The sequence below is a fragment of the Roseibium sp. QJM3NY_11 genome, from assembly GCF_056173175.1.
This window is the reverse complement of record NZ_CM149660.1, coordinates 2,652,619-2,675,998: the sequence shown is the minus strand read 5'-3', so window position 1 is coordinate 2,675,998 and position 23,380 is coordinate 2,652,619. Positions and strand designations below refer to the sequence as shown.

General features: G+C 60.8%; 22 protein-coding genes and 1 tRNA gene. 8 read left to right on the top strand and 15 right to left on the bottom strand.

Annotation, left to right across the window (positions count from 1 at the left end):
* The first annotated feature begins 31 nt into the window (after nucleotides 1-31).
* Entirely contained in the window at nucleotides 32-1,756 is a 1,725-nt protein-coding gene (gene ngg / locus AC0VX3_RS12320) for an N-acetylglutaminylglutamine synthetase (RefSeq protein WP_475525172.1), read from the top strand.
* Entirely contained in the window at nucleotides 1,753-2,925 is a 1,173-nt protein-coding gene (locus AC0VX3_RS12315; protein WP_475524953.1) for an osmoprotectant NAGGN system M42 family peptidase, read from the top strand. The genes ngg and AC0VX3_RS12315 overlap by 4 nt, the downstream gene beginning before the upstream one ends.
* Nucleotides 2,926-2,961: 36 nt before the next feature.
* Here the strand turns inward: AC0VX3_RS12315 and AC0VX3_RS12310 are convergent, their stop codons facing one another.
* The 4 genes from AC0VX3_RS12310 to phnD (AC0VX3_RS12295) are packed head-to-tail and all read right to left on the bottom strand — an operon-like array spanning nucleotide 2,962 to nucleotide 6,146.
* Complete coding sequence (locus AC0VX3_RS12310) at nucleotides 2,962-3,636, bottom strand: class I SAM-dependent methyltransferase (RefSeq protein ID WP_475524952.1); 675 nt, start codon at nucleotides 3,634-3,636, stop codon at nucleotides 2,962-2,964.
* A complete protein-coding gene (gene phnE, locus AC0VX3_RS12305; RefSeq protein ID WP_475524951.1) occupies nucleotides 3,633-4,466 on the bottom strand; it encodes a phosphonate ABC transporter, permease protein PhnE in 834 nt (277 codons plus the stop codon). The genes AC0VX3_RS12310 and phnE (AC0VX3_RS12305) overlap by 4 nt, the downstream gene beginning before the upstream one ends.
* Complete coding sequence (gene phnC, locus AC0VX3_RS12300) at nucleotides 4,459-5,277, bottom strand: phosphonate ABC transporter ATP-binding protein (protein WP_475524950.1); 819 nt, start codon at nucleotides 5,275-5,277, stop codon at nucleotides 4,459-4,461. The genes phnE (AC0VX3_RS12305) and phnC (AC0VX3_RS12300) overlap by 8 nt, the downstream gene beginning before the upstream one ends.
* Nucleotides 5,274-6,146: a phosphate/phosphite/phosphonate ABC transporter substrate-binding protein gene (phnD, locus tag AC0VX3_RS12295; protein ID WP_475524949.1), complete on the bottom strand. Its 873-nt coding sequence runs from the start codon at nucleotides 6,144-6,146 to the stop codon at nucleotides 5,274-5,276. Before phnD (AC0VX3_RS12295) ends, phnC (AC0VX3_RS12300) begins: the two co-directional genes overlap by 4 nt.
* 298 nt (nucleotides 6,147-6,444) lie before the next feature.
* Between phnD (AC0VX3_RS12295) and phnC (AC0VX3_RS12290) the strand changes: the two genes are divergently transcribed.
* The 4 genes from phnC (AC0VX3_RS12290) to phnE (AC0VX3_RS12275) all read left to right on the top strand — a co-directional run bounded on the left by phnC (AC0VX3_RS12290) (nucleotide 6,445) and on the right by phnE (AC0VX3_RS12275) (nucleotide 10,113).
* The gene (gene phnC / locus AC0VX3_RS12290) at nucleotides 6,445-7,266 is read left to right on the top strand and encodes a phosphonate ABC transporter ATP-binding protein (RefSeq protein WP_475524948.1); all 822 of its coding nucleotides are present in this window, start codon (nucleotides 6,445-6,447) and stop codon (nucleotides 7,264-7,266) included.
* Between the two features lie 87 nt (nucleotides 7,267-7,353).
* On the top strand, nucleotides 7,354-8,265 hold the full coding sequence (phnD, locus tag AC0VX3_RS12285; protein WP_475524947.1) for a phosphonate ABC transporter substrate-binding protein: 912 nt from the start codon (nucleotides 7,354-7,356) through the stop codon (nucleotides 8,263-8,265).
* Nucleotides 8,266-8,332: 67 nt separating this feature from the next.
* Nucleotides 8,333-9,253: a phosphonate ABC transporter, permease protein PhnE gene (phnE, locus tag AC0VX3_RS12280; protein WP_475524946.1), complete on the top strand. Its 921-nt coding sequence runs from the start codon at nucleotides 8,333-8,335 to the stop codon at nucleotides 9,251-9,253.
* Nucleotides 9,250-10,113, top strand: coding sequence for a phosphonate ABC transporter, permease protein PhnE (phnE, locus tag AC0VX3_RS12275; protein ID WP_475524945.1), 864 nt, complete (start codon nucleotides 9,250-9,252; stop codon nucleotides 10,111-10,113). The genes phnE (AC0VX3_RS12280) and phnE (AC0VX3_RS12275) overlap by 4 nt, the downstream gene beginning before the upstream one ends.
* A gap of 571 nt (nucleotides 10,114-10,684) precedes the next feature.
* On the opposite strand, the gene AC0VX3_RS12270 is transcribed toward phnE (AC0VX3_RS12275), so the two are convergent.
* The 6 genes from AC0VX3_RS12270 to AC0VX3_RS12245 all read right to left on the bottom strand — a co-directional run bounded on the left by AC0VX3_RS12270 (nucleotide 10,685) and on the right by AC0VX3_RS12245 (nucleotide 17,333).
* Nucleotides 10,685-11,860, bottom strand: coding sequence for an alpha-D-ribose 1-methylphosphonate 5-triphosphate diphosphatase (locus tag AC0VX3_RS12270; RefSeq protein ID WP_475524944.1), 1,176 nt, complete (start codon nucleotides 11,858-11,860; stop codon nucleotides 10,685-10,687).
* 145 nt (nucleotides 11,861-12,005) lie between these two features.
* The gene (locus AC0VX3_RS12265) at nucleotides 12,006-12,830 is read right to left on the bottom strand and encodes a phosphodiesterase (RefSeq protein ID WP_475524943.1); all 825 of its coding nucleotides are present in this window, start codon (nucleotides 12,828-12,830) and stop codon (nucleotides 12,006-12,008) included.
* A gap of 74 nt (nucleotides 12,831-12,904) precedes the next feature.
* Nucleotides 12,905-14,170 carry an extracellular solute-binding protein gene (locus AC0VX3_RS12260; protein WP_475524942.1) on the bottom strand — a complete coding sequence of 422 codons (1,266 nt, stop codon included), beginning with the start codon at nucleotides 14,168-14,170 and terminating at the stop codon, nucleotides 12,905-12,907.
* A 126-nt stretch (nucleotides 14,171-14,296) separates the two neighbouring features.
* On the bottom strand, nucleotides 14,297-15,244 hold the full coding sequence (locus AC0VX3_RS12255) for a carbohydrate ABC transporter permease (protein WP_475524941.1): 948 nt from the start codon (nucleotides 15,242-15,244) through the stop codon (nucleotides 14,297-14,299).
* Nucleotides 15,241-16,161, bottom strand: a complete 921-nt coding sequence (locus AC0VX3_RS12250) for a carbohydrate ABC transporter permease (RefSeq protein ID WP_475524940.1) — start codon at nucleotides 16,159-16,161, stop codon at nucleotides 15,241-15,243. Before AC0VX3_RS12250 ends, AC0VX3_RS12255 begins: the two co-directional genes overlap by 4 nt.
* Nucleotides 16,161-17,333, bottom strand: a complete 1,173-nt coding sequence (locus AC0VX3_RS12245; protein WP_475524939.1) for an ABC transporter ATP-binding protein — start codon at nucleotides 17,331-17,333, stop codon at nucleotides 16,161-16,163. Before AC0VX3_RS12245 ends, AC0VX3_RS12250 begins: the two co-directional genes overlap by 1 nt.
* 189 nt (nucleotides 17,334-17,522) lie before the next feature.
* Between AC0VX3_RS12245 and AC0VX3_RS12240 the strand changes: the two genes are divergently transcribed.
* Nucleotides 17,523-18,419 carry a LysR family transcriptional regulator gene (locus AC0VX3_RS12240; protein ID WP_475524938.1) on the top strand — a complete coding sequence of 299 codons (897 nt, stop codon included), beginning with the start codon at nucleotides 17,523-17,525 and terminating at the stop codon, nucleotides 18,417-18,419.
* A 65-nt stretch (nucleotides 18,420-18,484) separates the two neighbouring features.
* Here the strand turns inward: AC0VX3_RS12240 and AC0VX3_RS12235 are convergent, their stop codons facing one another.
* The 5 genes from AC0VX3_RS12235 to AC0VX3_RS12215 form a co-directional block, all read right to left on the bottom strand.
* Complete coding sequence (locus tag AC0VX3_RS12235; RefSeq protein ID WP_475524937.1) at nucleotides 18,485-19,678, bottom strand: MFS transporter; 1,194 nt, start codon at nucleotides 19,676-19,678, stop codon at nucleotides 18,485-18,487.
* Nucleotides 19,678-20,496 (bottom strand): class I SAM-dependent methyltransferase, encoded by an 819-nt coding sequence (locus AC0VX3_RS12230; protein ID WP_475524936.1) that lies wholly within the window; start codon nucleotides 20,494-20,496, stop codon nucleotides 19,678-19,680. The genes AC0VX3_RS12235 and AC0VX3_RS12230 overlap by 1 nt, the downstream gene beginning before the upstream one ends.
* Nucleotides 20,497-20,515: 19 nt before the next feature.
* Entirely contained in the window at nucleotides 20,516-21,355 is an 840-nt protein-coding gene (locus tag AC0VX3_RS12225) for a hypothetical protein (protein WP_475524935.1), read from the bottom strand.
* 403 nt (nucleotides 21,356-21,758) lie between these two features.
* Nucleotides 21,759-21,844 (bottom strand) — tRNA-Leu (locus tag AC0VX3_RS12220).
* 63 nt (nucleotides 21,845-21,907) lie between these two features.
* Entirely contained in the window at nucleotides 21,908-22,243 is a 336-nt protein-coding gene (locus tag AC0VX3_RS12215) for a hypothetical protein (protein WP_475524934.1), read from the bottom strand.
* A gap of 299 nt (nucleotides 22,244-22,542) precedes the next feature.
* On the opposite strand from AC0VX3_RS12215, the gene map reads away from it, so the two are divergent.
* The gene (gene map, locus AC0VX3_RS12210) at nucleotides 22,543-23,373 is read left to right on the top strand and encodes a type I methionyl aminopeptidase (RefSeq protein ID WP_475524933.1); all 831 of its coding nucleotides are present in this window, start codon (nucleotides 22,543-22,545) and stop codon (nucleotides 23,371-23,373) included.
* The last annotated feature ends 7 nt before the right edge of the window (nucleotides 23,374-23,380 follow it).

The window sequence follows — 23,380 nt, the reverse complement described above, 5'->3', positions numbered from 1 at the left end:
GAAAGGCGCGTTTGACCACCGCCTGAAGCGCATGCGTGAACACGGGCTCAAGCCGGAATTCCGCATTGACGAAAGCGATGCCCACAAGGACCGCTACATCAATTGCGGCTGGGGCCGCCTGGTTTTTGCCAACACCTACCAGGATACCGGAAAACTCGTGGAGGTCCTGCGCAACGAGCGGCCCGACCGGCGCGACATCGCCTTCTATGTGCGCGATCCCCATGTGCTGGTCGGCTCGGCCCCCCAGGAACTCTTCCTCGATCCCTCCCATACCTTCCGTCTGGATCTGGCCACCTACCGGCCGGCCCGCAGCCGGCGGATGGGGTTCACGGTCCGCCGCCTGTCCTCACGCTCCGACGCCGAAGCCATCAATGAGCTTTACATCAGCAGGGGCATGGTGCCGGTTCCGCCGGAATTCTTCTGGTCGGACCTGGATCCCAGGATGATCACTGTGCTGGTGGCGGAGGAAGACGACACCGGCGCGATCGTCGGCACGGCCATGGGCGTTGATCACGGCCAGGCCACCAGCGGCGCGGACCTCGGCAGTTCGCTCTGGTGCCTTTCGGTCTCGCCCCAGGCCCGGTTTCCCGGGGTCGGCGAAGCGCTCGTGCGCCGTCTGGCCGAGGTGTTCAAGGGCAAGGGCCTGCCGCACATGGACCTGTCGGTCCTGCACGACAACGAACTGGCGATCGGCCTTTATGAAAAGCTGGGTTTCCAGCGCGTGCCGTTTTTCACGGTCAAGCGCAAGAATACCATCAACGAAGCTCTTTTCGCCGGTCCGGCCCATGACGACAAGCTCAACCCCTACGCCACCATCATCGTCAACGAGGCCCGCCGCCGCGGGATCCAGACCGAGATCATCGACGCGGAGGGCGGCCTGTTCCGGCTTTCCTACGGCGGCAGATCCGTGGCCTGCCGGGAATCCTTGAGCGAATTCACCAGCGCGGTTGCCATGTCCATTTGCGACGACAAGGCCATCACCCGCAGGATCGTCGAGCGCGCCGGGGTCGAGGTCCCCGATCAGATACAGGCCGGCTCGGCTGACAACGTCGCGGCCTTTCTGGAAAAACATCCCTCCGTGGTGGTCAAGCCTGCCCGCGGCGAACAGGGCAAGGGCATCTCCATCGGCCTGACCACAGTCAGTGACATCATGGCTGCTGTCGATGTGGCCAGAACCTATTCGAACGTCGTTCTGGTGGAGGAATGCGTCACCGGTCAGGATCTGCGCCTCGTCGTGATCGACTACAAGGTGGTCGCCTCCGCGCTGCGCAAGCCGGCTGAGATCACCGGCAACGGCAAGGCGACGATCAGCGAACTGATCGACATCCAGTCCAGGCGCAGGGCGGCGGCCACCGGCGGCGAATCCAGGATCACCATCGACGACGAGGTTATCCGCTGCGTCAGCGGCAACGGCTTCGCCCTTGAGGATGTGCTGCCGCAGGGCCGGACCCTGACCGTGCGCCGGACGGCCAATCTTCACACCGGCGGCACCATTCACGATGTCACCGGCGAGACCCATCACACGCTGATCGATGCCGCCATAAAGGCAGCCCGCGCAATAGAAATTCCGGTCACGGGCATTGACTTGATGGTCAAGGACCCCCGACAACCCGAGTATCGATTTATCGAGGCGAACGAGCGGCCGGGGCTGGCAAATCACGAACCGCAACCGACCGCCGAGCGTTTCGTCGATTTTCTTTTCCCCCTGTCCGTGCCGCAGCCGGTCAGGACGACTTTGAACAGAGCCGGTGCATGACCCTTTTGAATATCGACATTGCCTATCTCACGGAAAAACTGGAGAAGTTTCTCAAGATCCCCAGCCCGACCGGCTACACCGACGAGATCGTCCGGCACCTCTCGAAGGAACTGGAGGCGCTCGGTGTTTTCTATGAAATCACCCGCCGCGGCGGCGTCCGTGCCCGGGTCCCCGGCAAGAAACGCAAGCCCGCCCGTGCGTTCGTCTCCCACCTGGACACGCTCGGTGCCCAGGTCAAGTCGCTGAAGGACAACGGCCGGCTGGAACTTGTCCCGATCGGTCACTGGTCCGCCCGGTTCGCGGAAGGTGCCAGAACGACGATTTTCTCGGAAAACGGCGCCTACACCGGCACGATCATGCCTTTGAAGGCCTCCGGTCACACCTTCAACAAGGAGGTGGACGACCTGCCGATCGGCTGGGAATACGTGGAACTCAGGGTCGACGCCTATTCAAAGAACACCGAAGACCTGCAACGGCTCGGCATCAACGTCGGCGATTTTGTCGCCATCGATCCGGCACCGGAATTTCTCGACAACGGCTTCATTGTCTCGCGCCACCTCGACAACAAGGCCGGCGTCGCCGTGATGCTGGCAGCCCTGAAGGCGCTTGTGGAATCGGGCGAGGAACCGACCGTGGACGTGTTCTGGCTGTTCACCATCGCCGAGGAAACCGGCCATGGCGCGCAATCGATCCTGACCCCGGACATCGCCTCGCTGGTGGCCATCGACAACGGCACCACCGCGCCGGGACAGAACTCCGACGAATTCGGTGTCACCATTGCCATGGCCGACCAGACCGGGCCGTTCGACTATCACCTGACCCGCAAGATGGTCCAGCTCTGCCGCGACAACGACATCAAGTTCCAGAAGGACGTGTTCCGCTTCTACCGCTCCGATGCCGCCACGGCGATCGAAGCGGGCGCGGATGTGCGCACCGCGCTGATCACCTTCGGTGTCGATGCCAGCCACGGCTACGAGCGCATTCACATGCATGCACTGCGCTCGCTCGCCGAACTGGCCACCGGCTACATTCTCAGCCCCGTGGAAATCCAGCGTGACGCCCGCGAATTCGCCGGTCTCAAGGGCTTCACCCGCCAGCCGACGGAAGATGCCGACCAGACGCTGGCGCCGGAAACCGACGAACCACTGCCGGAACCGGCAGGCGAGTAGCCGCCAGGGTGGCGGCCGACCGCCTGACCGGCCTGCTCAGGCCAGGCGGTCGGCGATCATGTGCCAGTGCCAGGACCCGGGCTTGCGATGCAGATTGTCTTCCAGGGACCGGAGCTCGAAGCCCCTGAAGAGAGCGACCAGTTCACCTGCGTTGCAGTAGAAATGCGGGTGGTCCTTGTCGTCGTTGCCCTCGCGCACGTATGTATGCGGAGCGACTTCGGTTCCAACCCCGAAATTTCCGTTGCGCTTCGACAGCATGGTGCCCTGATAGACACCGCCCGGCTTCAGAACCCGGGCGATTTCGGCGATGGCTTTTGCCACGATCGCCGGATCGCCGTGATAGATCACGTTGAAGGACAGGACATAATCGAAGGAGTTGTCCGCGAACGGCAGCTCCGTCATCGGGGCCAGTTGTGTCTTGACCGCCAGCCCTTCCGAGCCCGCGCTTTTTTCCAGTTCGGCAAGCCCCGTCTCGGACATGTCCACGGCATGGGTCTCGAAACCGGCCCGGGCGAAGGCAAGTGCGTGGCGGCCGACGCCGCATCCAAGATCAAGCGCCTTGACCGGACCGGCCTGGTCAAGGGACGCAATCAGCCTGGCGACATCGTCTTCCGGCTTCAGCCAGTCGGCCCGCCCTTCCTCGGTCTTCCATCTCTTGTCCCATGCCAGATGGGCGGTGTCGGTTTTTTCCAGGCTCTGCATGTCGCTCATTGAGACGACCCTTCCAAAATTCGGCTGCGGGCGATACTGCCCAGCCGTTCAACAAGAAGCACCAGCACGAAGATCATCAGGATGATGGTCATCGCGAGCTGATAGTCGAAAAAGTCCATCGCCACCTTCAACTCGATGCCGATACCACCAGCGCCGACAAGACCGAGAACAACCGAGGATCGGGTGGCCTTTTCCAGCGCGAACAGGGCCGTCGTTATGAAGGACGGCATCGCGGCGGGAACCACCGCGCAAAAAATCGTGTCGAACCTGCCTGCTCCCGCGGCGGTCAGTGCCTCGCTCGGGCCCTTTTCGACATCCTCCATCGACTCGGCGAAAAACCGGCCGCAGAACCCGATCGTGTCGATTGCAATGGCCAGCATCCCCGCGAACGGCCCGAGGCCGACGGTGATGACGAAGACCAGCGCCCAGACCAGATCCGGCACCGTCCGGAAAAACGCGATCAGCAGGCGCGATGTGGAATAGAAGACCCTGGATACGAGTGTCTGCCGGCTCAGGCTTTTCGCCGCCAGGATGGCGAGCGGCAGGCTGACGATGACGCCGATGATGGTTCCCGCAAGCGCCATCTGGAACGTCTCCACCAGGGCCTTGAAGAGCTGTGGCAGGCGCTCCAGCGACGGTGGCCAGGTCCGGTACAGGAAATCGGCCATGGCCGGACCGCCTGACATCAGGGCGGAAAACGACCAGCCCGCCCCCTGAAACGACCACAACACAAAAGCGGCCAGGGCGACATAGACGGTGAACTGGAGCGCCCCCGGCCGGTCGACCCGGCTCGGCAGTCGGTCTCGTCTGCTGCGTATAGCGTCATCCATAATGCTTGCCCAGATCCGCTGCCGACAGCTGGCCGCTCGGTTTGTCCAGAACGATGACACCCTGCCTGATCACAAGCACCCGGTCGCAATAGTCCAGTGCCTGTTGCACGTTGTGAGAGGTGAACAGCAGCGCGATGCCCTCCTCACCCGTCAGCTGGTGGAACAGATCCATCACCTCGCGCCCGGCGACCGGATCGAGGCTGGCCACGGGCTCGTCCGCCACGATCATCCTGGGCTGCTGCATCAGGGCCCGGGCGATCGCAACCCTCTGCGACTGACCGCCGGAGAGCTGATCGGCGCGTTTGGCCGCATGATCGGCCAGCCCCACCCGCTCAAGGCACGCCATTGCCCGTTCGCGCAGTTCGGACCGCGCAAACACCTGGGACCATCCGCGCAGCCCGCCGGAGCGGCCCAGATTGCCGTGGAGCACGTTGGTCAGTGCGGACACACGCGGCACCAGATTGTGTTTCTGGAAGACGAACCCGACATCGGCCCGAACCTTTCTGAGCTGCCGCGAATGCGCCGAGGAGATATCCTCGTCAAACAGGGCCAGCGACCCGGCTTCAGGCTCGACAAGCCTGAGCGCGCACCGCAAAGCGGTGGACTTGCCCGCACCGTTGGAGCCGATCAGAGCGACCGCCTCGCGCCGGCGCACCGAAAAGGAGACGCCGCGGAGCACCTCACGGTCCTTGCCGAAGGATTTGCGCAATCCCTCGACCCTGAGCTCGCATGGGGCCTCGGAACTCCCGGGCTGCGGCACGGCCACCGGCGCCTGGGCGTCGGCGGCACGAAGTTGGGCACTCGGCATCATTCGCCGATGAAGTTGTCGTATTGCGGGAACCCGGCGGTCGTGTACATGGACCTGACGAGACCGTAGGCACCGTCCTCGATCGCAACCAGATCCATGCCGGAATACTTGTCGTTTTCCTCATGCTGCATGATCGCGGCGATGATCGCTTCCTTGTTGTCGAGGATCGCGTCGCGGACGCCTTCGGCCGTCGCCGGATCCACATGGGCGGCAACCATCAGCATGTCGTTCGGCAGGTCGCCGGACCGGGCCACCACACGGAAGAACCCGTTCGGCACGCTGTCGTCCTTGTTGCGCACGTTCAGCCAGGAATTGTGGTTGGTGCCGATGGCCGCCACGTCGCCTTTCTTCAGGGCTTCATGGGCAATGTTGCGCGACGTGTGCAGCTTGTCGACATCCTTGACCGGGTCGACGCCGTAGTCCGCCATGAGCTGCATCGGGCACAGCATGTTGGAGGTGGAGCCGATGTCACCGAAGGCGACCTTCTTGCCCTTGAGATCCGCAGGGCGGGTGATGCCGCTGTCGGCGCGCACCACGATCGCGCAGTAATAATCGGGACGGCCGAGACCGATCAGCGGCGTGGCTTCGGTCAACGTGTTGATGACGATGTATTCCGCCGGGCCGGTGACGACAAAATCGACGCGCTTGGCGCGCAGTGCCTCGGCGGCGGCCGTGCGGCTGGTGACCGGGAAGAATTCGAACGTGTGATCGGTCGCGTTTTCAAGGGCCTCCTTGAAAGGGGCCCATTCGACCTGAAGACGCTCCAGGCCTTCCACATCCGTGACGGCCAGTTTGAAGGTGTCGGCAAAGGATGAAGACAGGGAAACGGCGAGAGCGGCGGCGGTGACCGCGGCGAATTTCAGAAAGCGCATATCGGGAACTCCGTGTGTGGCCGGTGCAAAGCCGGCAAGGCAACGGAAACGTAACGACAAGGGCGGCGCTGAAAGTGAACGTATTATGTAAATTGGACGACAATTACAAAGAGGATCGAAGCAAAAAATTTCCGAAAATTATTTTATCAATAAAAAATTGAACCATAACTTGGACTTATTATTTTTACGGCAAATAATATTCTGAAGACCGTCGCAAAACTTCATAAAAGTATAATCGTATAGACATCTGCCAAGGACGGTTTCTTGCTATGTCGCTCTCCGTTTCCAGGAGGTGTGCATGCTGGTCATTGAGCAATTGTCAAAAGAGTTCGGCAACCTGGTTGCGGTTGATGGAGTGTCGCTGGCGATCCCGCAGGGACAGATGATCGGGGTCATCGGCCGGTCGGGCGCCGGCAAGTCAACGCTGCTGCGCATGATCAACCGGCTCACCGATCCGAGCCGGGGCACCATCATCAACGAGGGCCGCAACATCACGGCGCTGCGCGGACGCGACCTGCGCCTGTGGCGGGCCTCCTGCGCCATGATCTTCCAGCAGTTCAATCTGGTGGAGCGCATGGACGTGCTGACCAACGTGATGGTCGGCCGGATTGCGCATACCGGGTTTGTCCGGGCCATGACGCGCTCCTTCACGGACGAGGATCGTGCCCGGGCCATCGAGGCGCTGGACCGGCTCGACCTGGTACCGCAGGCGCTTCAGCGCGCGGGCACGCTGTCAGGCGGCCAGCAGCAGCGGGTCGCGATCGCCAAAGCACTGGTCCAAAACCCGCGCATCATGCTCGCCGACGAGCCTATTGCCTCCCTCGACCCGGCAAACGCCACGCGGGTCATGGATGCGCTGCGCGAGATCAACAGAACCGACGGGCTGACTGTGCTGGTGAACCTGCACACGCTGGACACGGCCCGCGCCTGTTGCGACCGGATCATCGCCATGCGTGCCGGGCAGGTCCATTTCGACGGACCGCCGGATGCCCTTACCAGCGAAAAGGTTCGCGCGATCTACGGCTCGAACGACCTGTCGGCACCTATCGACGAGGCCGTCACCTCCACGTCCATGACACCTGCTACGCCCCGGCCGGCCAGACAGGCCGCCGGGGCCTGACCCGCGGGAGCGGTTGACCGCTCGCGCATCCCTGGAGCGGCCGCGGCCGCGCACCCGCCGGAGACCCCGGCGACAAGGAGCATCACCATGAAGGCCATTCTCGCAGCAGCAGTGTCCACTGCCGTTCTGGCAGCCTCCCCGGCCCTGGCGGACAGCTGGAAAGATCAGTACAAGACCATCAAGTTCGGCATCCTGTCCGGCGAAAACGAAAAGGACCGGATCGCCCGCTACACGCCTTTCGAAAAATACCTGGAACGCGAGCTCGGCGTCGAAGTCGATATCTTCACCGCCGGCTCCTATGACGGCGTGATCCAGGCGATCGCCGCCGACCAGATCGAATTCGCCTTCTTCGGCTCGTCGTCCTATGCCGCCGCCTACACCGAAACCGACGGCGGTGTCGTTCCGCTGGTATCACGGCTGCAGAAGGACGGTTCCACCGGCTATTTCTCTGTCGTCGCCGTGCGCTGCGACAGCGGCTACAAGTCGCTTGAGGACCTCAAGGGCAAGACCCTCGCCTTCGCCGATCCGGACAGCACCTCCGGCTACGCCGTGCCCTATTTCAACCTGGCCAAACAGGGTTTCGACCCGAAGAGCTATTTCGCCGCGACGCCGTTCTCCGGCGCGCACGAGACCGGCGTGCTCGGCGTCCACAACAAGCAGTATGATGCGGCCGCCACCTACATCACCAACGAAGCCGACGGCATTCCCCAGCGCATGGTCACCAAGGGCATGATCGACGAGGGCGCGATCTGCACCATCTGGAAATCTCCGGAAATCACATCCGGCCCGCTGGCAGCCCGCGCCAACCTGCCGGAAGACCTGATCAGCGACATGCGCCAGGCCCTCATGGACATTCCGGAGAACGACACCCTCGCCTTCATTGAAATGACCGGCGGCGCGGACAGCACCCAGGAAGGCTGGATCGAGGTCGATCACGACCGCTACCAGTGGATTGTCGACATGCGCGACTGGCTGAAAAAACAGCGCCGCGGCGGCTGATTCCTCACCCTGAAGGGAGGCGGCACACGGCGCCTCCCTTTTTTCCACTGAAGAGACCGTCCAGCTCATGACCACTCTTTCCCCCGCCATCGACCTGTTCGAACGCGACTATGCTGCCGCACGCAGGTCGGCGCTGCGCGTCAACGCGCTATCGACCGTTTTGTTCGTGATCTGCTTTCTCGCTGCCGCCTGGGTCGGTGGATTTTTCGACATGACCGACGTGACCCTTGCCAATGAGGATCGGGTCTCCAAGTGGAAGATCTGGGCCGGGCTGCCAAGGCTCGGGGAATATCTCTACAAGACCCTGCCCGTCCTGCGCTGGGACACGCTCGGGGCGGATCTGGCGGAGTGGTTCTGGCGCTGGAAGGTCTGGCTCCGGCTTCTGGTCGAAACCATCCTGATTGCTTATCTGGCGACGCTGCTCGGCATCGGCGGCGCTTTCCTTCTGAGCTTTCCGGCCTCGCGCAACCTGACGCCGAATGCGCTGGTGTTCAATGTCACGCGCCGCTACCTGGAGATCCTGCGCACGGTGCCGGATCTCGTCTGGGCGCTGATCTTCGTCTTCTGCTTCGGGGTCGGCCCGCTCGCGGGTGTTCTTGCCATCGGCATACATGCCACGGGCGCACTCGGAAAACTCTATTCCGAAGCCAACGAAAACGCCGACATGCGCCCCGTGGAAGGTATCCGGGCCTCCGGCGGCTCCTGGTTCGACCAGATCCGCTACGGCATCGTCCCGCAGGTGGTTCCGAACATCATCAGCTACACGCTGCTCCGGTTCGAGATCAATGTGCGGTCCTCCTCCATCATCGGCTTTGTCGGGGCCGGCGGCCTGGGTCAGGAAATCCGGGTGGCCATGTCCCTGCAGGAATACACCGACCTGTCGGCCCTGTTCCTGATCATCTTCGTGACCGTGATTGTCATGGACATGCTGAGCGAATGGGTCCGCCACCGCATCATCGGTCTGACCGGAAAAGGCGTGCGTTCATGACTGAAGTAACTCCCGATCTGGCACGGGCCAGGTCCCTGGTCCCGGCCGCCTTCGGCACCCCGCGCAGAACCCGGCTTCTCCGCCTAACCGCCTGGTCGGCCTGCTTGCTGCTGACCGGCTGGTGCTTGTGGGCCTTCGGCTTCTCCCCTGCCCGCCTTCTGGCGGGTGTGACCCGGTTCGGCGACGTGCTCTCCTTCATGTTCCCACCCTATGTCTGGACCACCTGGGCCGAATGGCGGGAGATACTGAAAGGCCTGGCCGAGACGGTCTCCATGGCATTCATGGGCACGCTGCTCGGCGCGATCATCGCCTTTCCGCTCGCCTTTCTCGGCGCCGGAAACATCATGCCGTCCCGCTGGTTCCGCCTTGGCATCCGACGGGGTTTCGATGCTTTGCGCGCCATCGAGCAGTTGATCCTGGCGCTGGTGTTCATCCGCGCCTTCGGCCTCGGCCCGCTCGCCGGCATCCTGGCGATCGCGGTGTCGGAAATCGGCACCTTTTCCAAACTGTTTTCCGAAGCGATCGAGAACACGTCGAACAAATCGGCCGACGGCATCCGCGCTTCCGGAGGGGGCAACTTGCACACTGTGCGCTTTGCCATCCTGCCGCAGGCCCTGCCGGTGATCCTGTCGATCGTGCTCTACAACTTCGAGAGCAACACCCGCTCGGGAACGATCCTGGGCATTGTCGGCGCCGGTGGCATCGGCTTCCTGCTCGCCGACCGCATCAGTGCCTACCGCTGGCCGGAGGCCTGGACGATCATCTTCCTGATCATCTTCATGGTCTACCTGATCGACGGGTTTTCCGGGTTCCTGCGGAAAAGGATCATTGGCGGGAACGGCGGCGGCGGCCTGCAGTAAAGCAACCGCTCGTTCCGGGACAAAAGCTCAGGCCAGTTCGACAAAATCCTCGGACAAACGCAACGGCATCCCAATTGGCCGCCCCTGCGGAGGCAGGGGCCCAGTAACGCATGACGCTTATGAGAAAAATCGGCGCTGGGGCTACTGGATCCCGGACCTTCGCTTCGCTGCGTCCGGGACGGCTGACACTGGTGGCATCGTCCGCGTCTGAAAAGCTTCTGACACTCTCAAAAGTGAATAGACCGCTTCAGATCGTGCCATTCCGGGTTCAGGCCTTCGATCAGTTCAGTCTTCCATTTCCCCGGCCAGGACTTGATCGCCTTCTCCCGGGCAATGGGCTGCGGCGCGAAAGAATGCTCCTCCTACCAGACCAGGCGCATTGCGCCTCAGAAGGCAGTAAATTTTGAGCCCTGCGCGGTTTCATGTTCAAAAATACGTCGTGAAATATCGTTGGTGACACCTGTATGAAGCGTCCCGTTCTTGCCGCATGCAACGATGCATACTCGAAAGCGCCTCATCAGCAGATAGGAACCGGCATGGATTGCGCGGTCGGCCCGGCGGCACAACCTCCTCAAAGCACCCGGTTGCCCGCCCGCCAGGCCTGTTTCACGAACGGATGGCCGTCATGCACGCCGACATGGAGCAGGTCGGCACGCTTGCCTTCCGCGATCGCGCCCCTGTCGGTGAGGCCGGCGACTTCGGCCGGCGTCGCGGAGACCATGCGCACCGCTTGCGGCAGATCGATCTCCAGGGTCTCCTCGGCGGCTATCACGAAGGCACAGTCCAGCAGCGCGCGCGGCACGTAGTCCGACGCCAGGATATCGACCAGATCCTCGGCCATCAGGTCGCCGACCGCGACATTGCCGGACTGGGACCCGCCGCGGATCACATTGGGCGCGCCGCCGACCACATGCATGCCGTTTTGCCTGGCCTTGCGCGCGGCCTCCTGCGTGCACGGAAATTCCGAGACGCTGATGCCTTCACCGAGTGCCTCGTCGATATGCTCCAGCTCCGTGTCGTCATGGCTGAGCAGCGGCAATTTGTGGGCATGGGCCAGGGCCACGACCGCGGGCCGGACCGCCGCGCCGGTCTCGTCGGAAAAACGCAGCAACTCCTGGGTCGCCCGCTCCGTCATCTGCCGCGTCTCGCCGGTTTCGGCCATCCTGCGGGCAATGTAACCCTCGATATCCTTGCTCTGGCGGCGTCCGGGCAGGTGTTCCATCACCGAAACCATGCGCACGATGTCCTTGCCGATGTTCTCCTCGGTCAGGCGCGTGGTTTCCGCATCCGTGATTTCGCAACGCAGATGCACCAGGTGCTCCGCGCGCAGCATCCCGGCCGCCTGTGCCTTTTCCAGCGCATCGATCATCGGCGCCAGGATCTCGCGCCGTTCCGGATTCTTGATGGTCGCCCCGACGCACAGGCTGTCGAACACGGTGGTGATGCCGCTGCCGATGATCTGCGCGTCATGCGCCATGGCTGCCCGCAAGGGGTCCCAGCGCACATGCGCGCGCGGAAACACATGCTTTTCGAAATGGTCGGTATGAATATCGACCAGTCCCGGCAGAAGATAGTCGCCCTCAAGATCCAGACCGGCCCGCGGCGCAACACCGGTGTCGATGGCGACGATCCTGCCATCCGCCACCGACAGATGGCCTGTGACAATCTCATTGCCGAGCACGATCCGGGCGTTTTTCAGGACGGTCAGCTCGCTGCCCGTGGGCACGCGGTTGTCGGCGAAGGTCATGGGCTCTCCTTGTCTCGGCGGGCAGGCTCCGGCGCGTTGACCGGACGCGGCTCCACTTATATCTGGCGGAACCGCTTTCTACGCCCGATTCCCGCTCGAATTGTAACAGTTTCGCCACGGGAGCGTGACATTGACGGTGCAAGACCTAGCGGACCATCGTCAACCGGTTCCAGTCGGCATAATCCGGCGAACCCTCCCGGCGGATCTCGCCCTGATACCCGTATTCCACCATATGCACCATCACCGAAGCCTCCCTTGCCAGGATGACCGCATAGCTTTCCGGCAGGTCGCAGGCGCTGAGATTGCTTTCGTTGCCGAAGTCCGGCCAGCCGGCATGATTGGTGCCGCGCGGTGCGCTGAAGGGGACGCCGTGCAGGGATCCGCACAGGGGCAGATGGCAATGCCCGTGGAAAATATGACGGATCTTGCCTGCGTGAGCAGCCACAAGCGCGCCGAACGCCTCGGCATCCTGCAGCATGATCTGGTCCACCGGCGCGATGCCGATCGGCACCGGATTGTGATGCATGAACAGGAATGCCGGAGCTTCGAGTGTCGCCAGCCGGCTGTCCAGCCAGGCCCGCCGCGTCTCGCAGTAAAATCCCGCATGGGTGTCCGGCCCCCAGGTATCCAGAAGGATGCCGCTGCCGCCCGGCAGGTCGAAAACCGATTGCACGAAGCCGTTCTCATCCGCCCGCTCGGGGAAAACCGACAGGAAGGTGTCGCGCTCGTCGTGATTGCCGATGCACAGATGAACGGGCAAAGGCAGCTCTGTGATGATGTCCTTCAGGCGCAAATAGTCGTCCCTGTCGCCCCAGTCGGACAGGTCGCCGGTGATGACCAGGGCCTCGGCATCCGCATGCCTGTCAAGCGCGTGGCCGATGGCTTTCCTGAAATTCTCGTTGGGCTCGCGTCCGCCGATGGTCTTGCCCGGTGCGTTCAGATGGATGTCGGTCAGCTGAAGAAGTTTCACGGCTTCCTCCAATTCTTGTTCTGATTGAAAACGCCGCCCGGAGACCGGGCGGCGCTGCTTTTTAGGAAACGGGATCAGTTGCCGGAAGGAAGAAGGTCGCCGACCTCTTCGCCCAGGTCTTCCTGAAGCGCGTTCATGTCGTCATATTCGCCAGTGACGATGCCCTCGATGCCGTCGTAGATCACCTGGGTGACCGCGAGACCATTGTCACCCGGATAGGCCTGCCAGTCGCGCAGCAGCGGCAGCTGGCGCACGGCGGTCTCCTTGTTCGGGTTTTCCTTGTAGAAGTCCGCCAGGATCACTTCGTTGGCGGCCTTGTTCGGCGGCATGTAGCCGGTGGTGCGGGCAACTTCCGCCGCGCCCTGGCCGGACGTGATGAACTTCAGCCACTTCCAGGCAGCGTCCAGTTTCTTGGGGTCCTCGGACGTGGACACCAGCATGGCGGCGTTGCCGCCCGCCGGCAGGCCCTTCGGGCCGGAGGCTTCCAGACCAGGGAACTCGTTGGTTTTCAGCTCGAAATCACCCTTCGCGCGCTCGACGGCACCCAGAGCGGAAGTGGACCAGAACATCATGCCGATTTCACCGGCCGAGAAAGAGGAAAGTGCCGCTTTCCATTCGATGTTCTGCATGTCGCAGCCGCGGAACAGCGCCTTCATGGTTTCCAGGGACTTCAGGCCCTCGGCGGAGGAAATCTGGAAAGCGCCGTCTTCCATGGTCGGCTTGTCCTGGGACCACATCAGCGCCTGCAGGAACCAGTTTCCGGTGATGTTCCAGCCCCAGAACATCGGGTTCCGGACACCGGCCTCACGCAGCTTGCCGCAGGTCGCGACGACTTCTTCCCAGGTCTTGGGCAACTGGTCGGCGGACGTGATCCCGGCTTTCGCCATCACGTCCATGTTGTAGTAGCCGACCGGCAGGGAGATGGAGAACGGCAGGCCGAAGATGTCGTCGTTGAACGTGCCCAGCGCCAGCATGGCATCGTGGTAGCCGTCCTTGGCGAAGTCTTCTTCCCTGAGGATGAACGGCTCGAGCGACCTGGCGATGCCCTTGTCGACCAGGATCGCCTGACGGTTCAGGCCCTGCATGGTGACATCGGGCAATTCGCCGGCGACGGCCTCGCGCAGGATGGTGTTGGAAGCGTCCTCGTAGGATTCGTAGGACGCCCGCATCTTCACCTCGATATCAGGATACTGCGCGTTGAACATCGGCAGGACCTTTTCATAGGTCACATCGAAGAGGTGGGAATAAGGGTATGCGAATTCGATGGTGATTTTCTCGTCTTCCGCCTGAGCCGAACCGGCCATGAGCAGAAAAGCAATTGCAGTGAGACACTTTTTCATGAAACTCTCCGTCGTATTGCCGGGGTGCGGTCCGGTCGCCAAACTGTCCGCACCCGGTCGATCCCGGTCGGGATCTGGCTACGGGGCCGCCAACCAATGGCGGTCCCGACTTGAAACCCCGTGCGGCTATTTCATGCCGCTCAGGGTAATGCCCTCGATGAACCGCCTCTGGGCGATCAGGAACGCCACGATCAGCGGCGTGACGATGATCGTCGCCGTCGCCATCATCGGCCCGAAATTGTCGCCGTCCGCATCGCCCTTGAATTCGCGCAGGCCCAGCGGCGGCGTGAACAGGCTGCGGTCGCCGGTGATCACGATGCGTGGCCAGAAATAGTCGTTCCAGTGCGCCACCACCGAGAAGATGGCAAAGGCCAGCAGCGCCGGGATCGCGGTCGGCAACATGACGTTCCAGATGATCGAGAACTCGCGCATGCCATCCATGCGTGCCGCGTCGATCAGGTCGTCCGGAACCGTCATGAAGAACTGGCGCATCAGGAAGATGCCGAACACCGAGATCGTCCAGGGGATGACCAGCGCAGCGTAGGAATTGGTCAGGCCGAGCTTGGCCAGCATGATGTAGAGCGGCAGCGCGATGGCGTGGACCGGGATCAGCAGGCAGAACAGCACCAGCCCGAGCACCGCCTCGCGCCCCCAGAAGCGCAGCTTTGCCAGCGCATAGGCGCAGGGCAGCGCGACCAGCACCTGGATGACGAAGATCGACACCGTCACCACCAGCCCGTTGAAGAGGTAACGCAGCAGCGGCGCCTTCTGGAACGCTGTGGTGTAATTGTAGATCACCGGCGTCACCATGCAGTCGGCCAGATCCCGGCCGAGCTTGACGCAATAATCGTCGCGGAACAGCTCCTGGGCACCGAAGAAGCCGCCCATGTTCTGCATGATTTCCGCCGGGCTCTTGAAGCTGTAGCTGACCATCACGTAGAAGGGCAGCAGCACAACCAGGCTGCCCAGCACCAGGATCAGGTGCTTCGCCGTTTCCGCCACTGAGAACCGGAAAGCCGGCCCGGCACGGGAAGCGGAGACAGGCGCGCTGGCAGGGAGGGCTGTGTCACTCATGAATAATGCACCTTTTTTTCCACCAGCCAGCGCTGGACCAGCGTCAGGAACATGACGAAGGCCAGGAACACCACGGTGATCGCCGCGCCGATGCCCATCAGGTTCTGCTGGATGGCTTTCTCATAGATGGCGAACATCATCACGTAGACGGACTTCGACGGGCCGCCGCCTTGCGGATAGAACGCCTCGACGGTGTCGAACACCTGGAAGGAGCGAATGAACGAAATGGTGACGACGAACACCGTCGTCGGGCCCAGCATCGGCCACGTCACCAGCCGGAACCGGTCCCAGGCGGATTTCGCGCCGTCCATTTCGGCGGCGTGGTAGAGCTCGCGCGGCACCGATGTGAGCCCGGCGAGATACAGCACCATGTTGAAACCGAATCCCTGCCAGACGCCGATGAAGGCCACCGTCCAGATCGCGTAGTCCCTGTCGGTCAGCCACAGGGGAAAACCGCGTTCACAGCCCCGGGCAAACCAGGACCATCCTTCCAGAAACGTGCCGCAGCCCCGCTCCAGCGTTGAATTGACGATGCCGACGGTCGGATGAAGCGCGAATTCCCAGACGATCGCCATGGCGATCAGCGCGGCCATCACCGGCAGGAAATAGATCGTCTTGTAGAGATCGCCGAAGCGTTTCGTCGAATTGATCAGCAAGGCCGCTCCGAGGCCCAGACCGACGGAGAGCGGCACCACCACGAACACGTAACGGAAGGTGGCACCGAACATCTTGGCGTAGGTCGAGCGGGTGAAGATCTTCTCGTAATTGTCGAAGCCGACAAACGCCGCGCCCGGATTGCCCAGGCTGTAGCTAGTGAAGCTCAGCGCACCGGCCATCACGATGGGCATCAGGAGAATGACCACCATCAGGAACAGCGCCGGGCCGACAAACCACCAATGCGCACCACCGCTCCGCATCAGGCGACCTCGGCCACGGTGCGGCCGGTCACGCCGGAAAGCCCGAGGCGATTGCCGTTCGGGCCGAACACCATGGCCTGGTCCTCGAGACGCCGGACATGCAGGGTCCGGCCAAGGGACGCGGTCCGCCCCTCCCGGGGCGTTGTCCGCACCACGATCCTGTGGGCACCGTCCTGCACCGCCAGATGCAGATAGACATCGGCGCCCAGATTCTCCTTGTGAACCACCCGGCCGCACAGGGACTGCGGCGCGCCACTGTCGCACAGGGCCAGGTGCTCCGGCCTGAGCCCGATCGTCACCGGTCCGCTCGTCACCGGCCCTGCATCCCCGCCATCCGTGACGCGGGTCAGAACCATGTCGCCGAACCGTGCATGGCCGGCAGAATCCAGTGTTCCGGGCAACAGGTTGATCTTCGGCGCGCCGACAAATTCGGCCACCCGGATATCGACGGGATTGTTGTAGATTTCCTCCGGCGCGCCGAGCTGAAGGATCTGCCCGTCCATCATCACGGCCATGCGGTCCGACATGGTCAGCGCTTCCGCCTGATCGTGGGTGACATAGACGAATGTGCTCTTCAGGGAACGGTGCAGTTCGGCAAGTTCGGCACGCATGTGAATGCGCAAGGCCGCATCCAGGTTCGACAGCGGCTCATCCATCAGGAAGGCAATGGGCTCACGCACCATGGCGCGCCCGAGCGCGGCACGCTGGCGCTGCCCGCCGGAAAGCTGCCCCGGCTTGCGGTCCAGCAGGTGCTCTATCTTCAGTATCTGCGCGGTGTCCTCGACCCGGGCAAGGATGGACCGGTACGCCTCCCGGGCCAGCAACGGCCCGACAAGCGGCAGCCTGCCCGCAAAGGACAGGTCGCGCAGCTTCAGTGGGGTCATCATGTTCTGGGCGACGCTCAGGTGCGGATAAAGCGCATAGGACTGGAACACCATGGCCAGGTTCCGGCTGGCGGGCCGGATGTCATTGACGATCCTGCCGTCGATCTCGACGGTCCCGGAGGTCGGTGCTTCAAGTCCGGCCAGGATCCGCAGCAGCGTTGACTTGCCGCAGCCCGACGGACCGACCAGCGTCAGGAACTCCCCATCGGCGATGCTCAGATCGATGCCGTCCAGCACACGTGTGCTGCCGAAGCTCTTTTCGATTGCCTTCAAGGCGATGGCCGTCATGTCTTGCCCCCGTTTCTGAAGGCGACATTAGTCAGGCTGATTGAAACGTCTGTGACGTAATATAAGCGTCGCTAATGCGAACTAAGGTTTGGCAGCGCAATCCATATGGAAGTGTCATGAACCGACGGCACGGCGCAGCAGGCTTCCTCTTGCTTTTCTGCGCCCAAAGACGTTCGTGAGGACAATTTCATGAGTTCCCTCCCAAAGCCAAGCCCTTACCAGATCAAGGCTTTCACCTTCGCCGCCCGGGAAGGCAGCATCTCCGGCGGCGCCCTTGCGCTCGGTGTCACGCAGTCCTCCGTGACACAGCACATTGCCCGGCTTGAAACCCTGATGGGCACGCAGCTCTTTGTCCGCCGCAGGAGCGGACTGGAACTGACGCGGGCCGGCAAGGAACTCTTCGCCGTCTCCGACCGGCTGGCGACCATGGAACAGCTCGTTACCGAAAAGATCAGCGACTACAGCGCTCTGACGGACGGCCACATCCGCCTGATCGCCAATGCGCCGCGCCCGGCCATGCCGATCATCGCCCAGTACGGCAGGCTCTTTCCCAGCGTTCAGATCGATTTCACTCTCTACAACTGGACCACGGCAATGACGCTGCTGGCCGAACGCCAGGTCGACATCGCCATCATCACCGAGCCGGAAGAAAGCCCGGCGCTGTTCACCCGTGAGCTCAGGCGAAGCCCCTACAAGGTCCATATGCGCAAGGATCACCCGCTGGCAGGCCGCCGCGCCCTGTCGCTGGCCCAACTGCAATCCCAAACGCTGGTCCTGCCCGAAGACGGCTCCCTGACCCAGAAGATCGCCCACGCCAAGATCCGCGAACACGGGCTGGACTTTCAAAGGATCCTGCGCACCACCACCTTCCCGATGGTCAAGGAAGCCATCCTGCACAATCTGGGCGTCGGCCTGCTTCTGGAAGAGAGCCTCTACCCCTCCGACAAGCTCGCCGCCGTCCGCGTCGATGAAATGCCCGAGCACTACCGCGACTGTATCGCGATCCCGTCGGAAAAACGCGACCTCAGGCTGATCCGGAGTTTTCTGGATGTGGCGGTGGAGGTCAGGGCGAGCGGGGAGATCTGAGGCGACACCGCGCGCTTGTACGCCGGCTCCTGGCGGATCCCGGTTCGCGTGTCTAATGCCGCGATTTAGTCTTGAAAATTCCTCAGGCTCAGCACGACCAGCGGAACGTAGAGCGCAACGAGAAACAACGGCAGGTAAACCTCGCCTGTCGCTCCGATCAGGCTTCCGACAGCCGGCAGGCCAACGACTGTCGTCAGCCCCCACGTTAGTGCCAGCAAACCGCTTCCGGTCAGAAGATCCGCGCCTATATGCTCATCGCCCAGTTTTTTCAAGGACATGGTATATGTCCCGAAGGCCGCTCCCCCCCAGAAAAACGCGATGACCGTCAACAGAAAAAAGTCGCTGGTCAGATAGAAGACAAAGGCCAGCGCAATCGTCGCCATGGATGCAAGACAAATAACCTTGTCGTTCGAGTTCTTGTCGGCCAGGACGCCTATCATGGGCTGAAAAACGGCGCCGCCGATGATGATCGAGCCGAGGACGAGGCCTATTTTTTCCACACCGATACCCTGGGCTTCTCCGTAAAGAGGCATCAGGGCCATCGCCGCATTGTCAAGCAAGGCAATACTGGCGAAACAGAGCACCAGATACGGCGCTCTCAATGCGAAGCCGATCATGCCCTGCCTGCCGCCCGCCCGGCTTGCACCGGTTGTGAATTCAAGCGCTCTTATCGTGGTGAAATAATAAAACAGCGGCCCTGCGGCAGCCAACAGGAACAGAAGGCTTGCGGACTGGATCATCAGATCACTGCCGGCCGAAATCGAAAGCAGGATCGGCCCGACGCCGTATCCGGCAATCAGAGCGGTCGTGTAGACACCGAGCAACCGGCCCCTCAGATCCGGTGGCGCGAGCTTGTTGATCCACGCTTCGCCGATCACGAACAGACCATTGATGAAAATGCCCAGGCACACGCACAGGGGCATCAACAGGTAGAACAGGTTTTCATTGCTTGCGAAATCGAGCCACAGATACATTGAGGCGAGTAAAACGGCGGACGCGAAGATCGAAAGCAGGGCCACCGCGTAGGGTCCGTGACGCATCGCGAACTTTGGCGTGACGATGCTGCCGATGATCAGTCCGACCGGGATCATCGCGGCGTTGACGCCGATAACTGACGAGGGAAACCCGCGTGCGCTCAAGAGGATCGTCAGGTAGGGATAGACAATTCCAAGCGTAACAGTGAAGACGCTCACCGCGACTATGACAGCCAAGGCCGGGCCGAACGAAGCCCGGACAGGCGTTTCCAGATGCTCATCCATCAGCTGGTTTGCTTGACGGCAGTAAGAATGAAACTCATGGGCGGCCGTATCTCGAAGTTTTCGACTTCTCTGTATCCGATGGAATTGTCGACATCATATTCATTGAAACGCTGGATGCTGAAGCCCGCTTTCAATACCGCCGAGAAGATATCCGAGAGTTTGTGATGATACCAAAGCACGGATTTCTTGCCGAATATTTCGTTGGAGTAATAGTCCAGCCCGGATTGATAATCGACCGGTTCATCCATGAAGTAGGAATAGTGCATTTCGAGTCTCTCGTCACCATCCCGCTTTCGGTCCCGGTCGGGCTTGAACATCTCCAGGCAGGGGTGGGTTTCCCACAGGGTCAGACAGCCACCGGCTGAAAGCGTCCTGAAGGCGATGTCAAAATAGGTGTCCAGATCGGGCATCCAGCAAAGCGCGCCTGCCGTGGCAAACAGGTGATCGACCGAGTTCGCGTGCTCCGCACCGATCTTGTAGATGTCCGTCTCCACGAACTGCGTGGAAACGCCGACTTCACGTGCATAGTGAGACCCCTGTTCGACAAATTCCTTCGAAAAGTCGAAGCCGACGGCATTCTTGAATCCGAGTTGATGTGCGGAAATCGTTTCCCGGCCATTGTTGCAGTTGAACTGGCCGACCGTGAGCGCGCCAACCGGTCTCCGCAGCAACTCCTGTTTCAGCACCGTGTCGATGAAGTAACCGGGCGTCTGGAGATTGCCGATGACTGTATCGCGATTGATGGAAAAATGTCGTTTCGCCACTTCATTCCAGGCGTCCATGTTCTGCGTGATGACCGGATTTATCTCTTGCAACATTTCAAGATCCCTTGCGGCTCTAGGTAAACACCGAAAACACGTTTGACTTTGCCTCGCCCGAGGGCTGGCTCAGGTAGAAGTCGGCGCACATGAACTCGTCGAGAAGGAACCTTTCCTTTTCGGAGGAGGTTTCCGCTCTTTTCGACAAGATCTGCGTCACACTTGTTTTTTCGTTTTGATTCTTGAATTTGCGCTGGCGAAATTTCCGTTGATCCAGGTAGACGGAATTGTAGTTGTATCTTCGCAGAGCGTCACCGATCGGCTCGAAATCGAAAATCTGCAGAACGAACGACGCGATCCAGGGCTTTTCCAGCTTGTAGTACTCGGCCAGCTTTCCAAGAGTAATTTCCGTAATATATCCGATGCAACCGGTAGAAACGATTATATCCACATCATCCGGCAGCTTTCCGGATTGGATATTTTCTTCCATTTCAAGATTTACGGCCAAGCCGCTCTCGATAAAACCTGAACTTATACTGTACTCTATTGCGTTCGCGCTCGTGTCGATCCCATGGAATTCAACGTCTTTCCTGCACGGCAGGTTTCGGAACCACCCGTCATCCAGACGTCCCTTATCCATGCCTTTCTGATTGTATTTGTTATACAGAACCTCGAGGTCCAGATTGAATTTGATGAGCGCAGAAAGAATTCCATAAGAACAACCAATATCCAGAATTTTAATCACATCCTTTCCGGTGCACTGCTTCTTTTCTTCAATTAGAAAATTCAAGATAGTTTTTGAGTTTTCCGGGATTTGATAGTCGAGAGATCTCATTTCTTTTAAATATTCAACCGGACTAGTCATGTTGTAGGCGTGGTCGAATCTGGTTTTTATCGCATTCTCTGCGCTATATCCCACAATCTGTCTCCAATGCAGGAGTAAAATCTAAAGGTGCATATTATAAAAACACAACTATAAGGTTTGTGCAACGGTACGATGACGGCGAGCGCACCGGCACGTCCCGGGGTGCCGCTCAAGGCTCATTGCAGGCCGCGTGCCGGCAAGGCAGCACGCGCACGCTCCCCGGCATCGCGGATGGATGCCTTGTCATCGGTAAGCAGAATTTGCGATTGAGGTCAGAGCCCGCGGTCCGGGCCCGAACTCCTGTCCGGTGTGCCGGAAAGCGGCTCATCTCGGGAATGATTTGGTGCGGGTGAAAGGTTCAACCTGGAACCAAACCCGCGCTCAAGCAGCCCGAAGGGCGGTAGCGCCAACAAAAACCGCGCTCAAGTAGCCCGAAGGGCGGTAGCGCCAACAAAAATGGTGCGGGCGACGGGACTCGAACCCGTACAGCCTAGGGCCGAGGGATTTTAAGTCCCTTGTGTCTACCAGTTCCACCACGCCCGCAGATCCATTTCACCTAGCGGGCCTTCCGGAAAAGCGCAAGCCGCAAGCCTAGAGCAAGCTCGACTATCCGCGCTTGTTAATAAAAAGAAATGGCAAAAACCCCAAAACAAAGAGCCAAATAAGTAGAATACCCAAAATGATTTGCCCGTCATAAACCCAATCATAAATTTGAGATTGAAATATATCGGCGGAAAATTCTTTCTCCACACCGTAATATTTATGAGCTGATTGAGCACCACGCACGAAATACGCTGGTGTTATAATAAAAATTGATAGAAAAAAACCTACCAAACAAATCAAAAAACGCCAAATCTTTGAAAACTCTTCCTGGTGTTTGTAGGCAAACCAAGTAAGCCCACTAAAGCCAGCAAGGCAGAGCCCGAAAAGAAAGGTTTCCATCCACATTCACGCTTTTTTTGAGACACAGTCATTTTCAAACGGCAAATCCCAGACTTTGAAAACATGCCACATCATAATCCTTAAAGCGCAAGCGGCAAGGTCGTGTTTGGAGTTCGGGCGCAACGGGTTTCCACGGACGCTTCAGTTTGCTGCATCGGGTGCTGGAAATTGGCGTCCGCAGGCGGTATGTGATCAGATAACCGAAAACAAGGAACGCTCGGAACCGTCTGGCATCGCACACCATCGTCTGGCATCAGCCGACCGGAGCCGGTTCCACCAGGACAAGACACGGACACCCCATGGTCAGCTATATCGACGCCGCCGTAGCCCCCCTGAAGAACACGGGACAGGTGCGCCTTTACGGACCCGAGGATTTCCAGGGTATGCAACGCGCCGGGCAATTGACGGCCGCCTGCCTCGACGACCTGGTCGACATCGTCAGGCCGGGCGTCACCACCCAGGAAATCGACGACTTCGTCTACCAGTACGGCCGCGATCACGATGCGCTGCCGGCCACCCTGAATTACCGCGGCTACACCAAGTCCTGCTGCACCTCGATCAACCATGTGGTCTGCCACGGCATTCCGAACGACAAGCCTCTGCGCGAGGGCGACATGGTCAATATCAACGTCACTTACATTCTGGACGGCTGGCACGGCGATTCAAGCCGCATGTATCCGGTGGGCCAGTTGAAACGGGCCGCCGAACGCCTGATCGACGTGACGTATGAATCGCTCATGCGCGGCATCGAGGCGGCCAGACCGGGCAACACGACGGGCGATATCGGCGCGGCCATCCAGACCTATGTCGAGGCGCAGCGCTGTTCGGTCGTGCGGGATTTCTGCGGCCATGGCCTCGGCTTGCTGTTTCACGACACGCCGAACATCCTGCATTACGGCCGCCCGGGCGAAGGCGTCGAACTGAAGCCCGGCATGATCTTCACCATCGAACCGATGGTCAATCTGGGCCGCCCCCATGTGAAGGTCCTCAGCGACGGCTGGACGGCGGTGACACGCGACCGGTCCCTGTCGGCCCAGTTCGAGCATTCCATCGGCATCACGACGGAGGGCTGCCAGATCTTCACGACCTCGCCCGGGGGCATCCACAAGCCGGGACGCCCCGCCGACTGATCAGGAG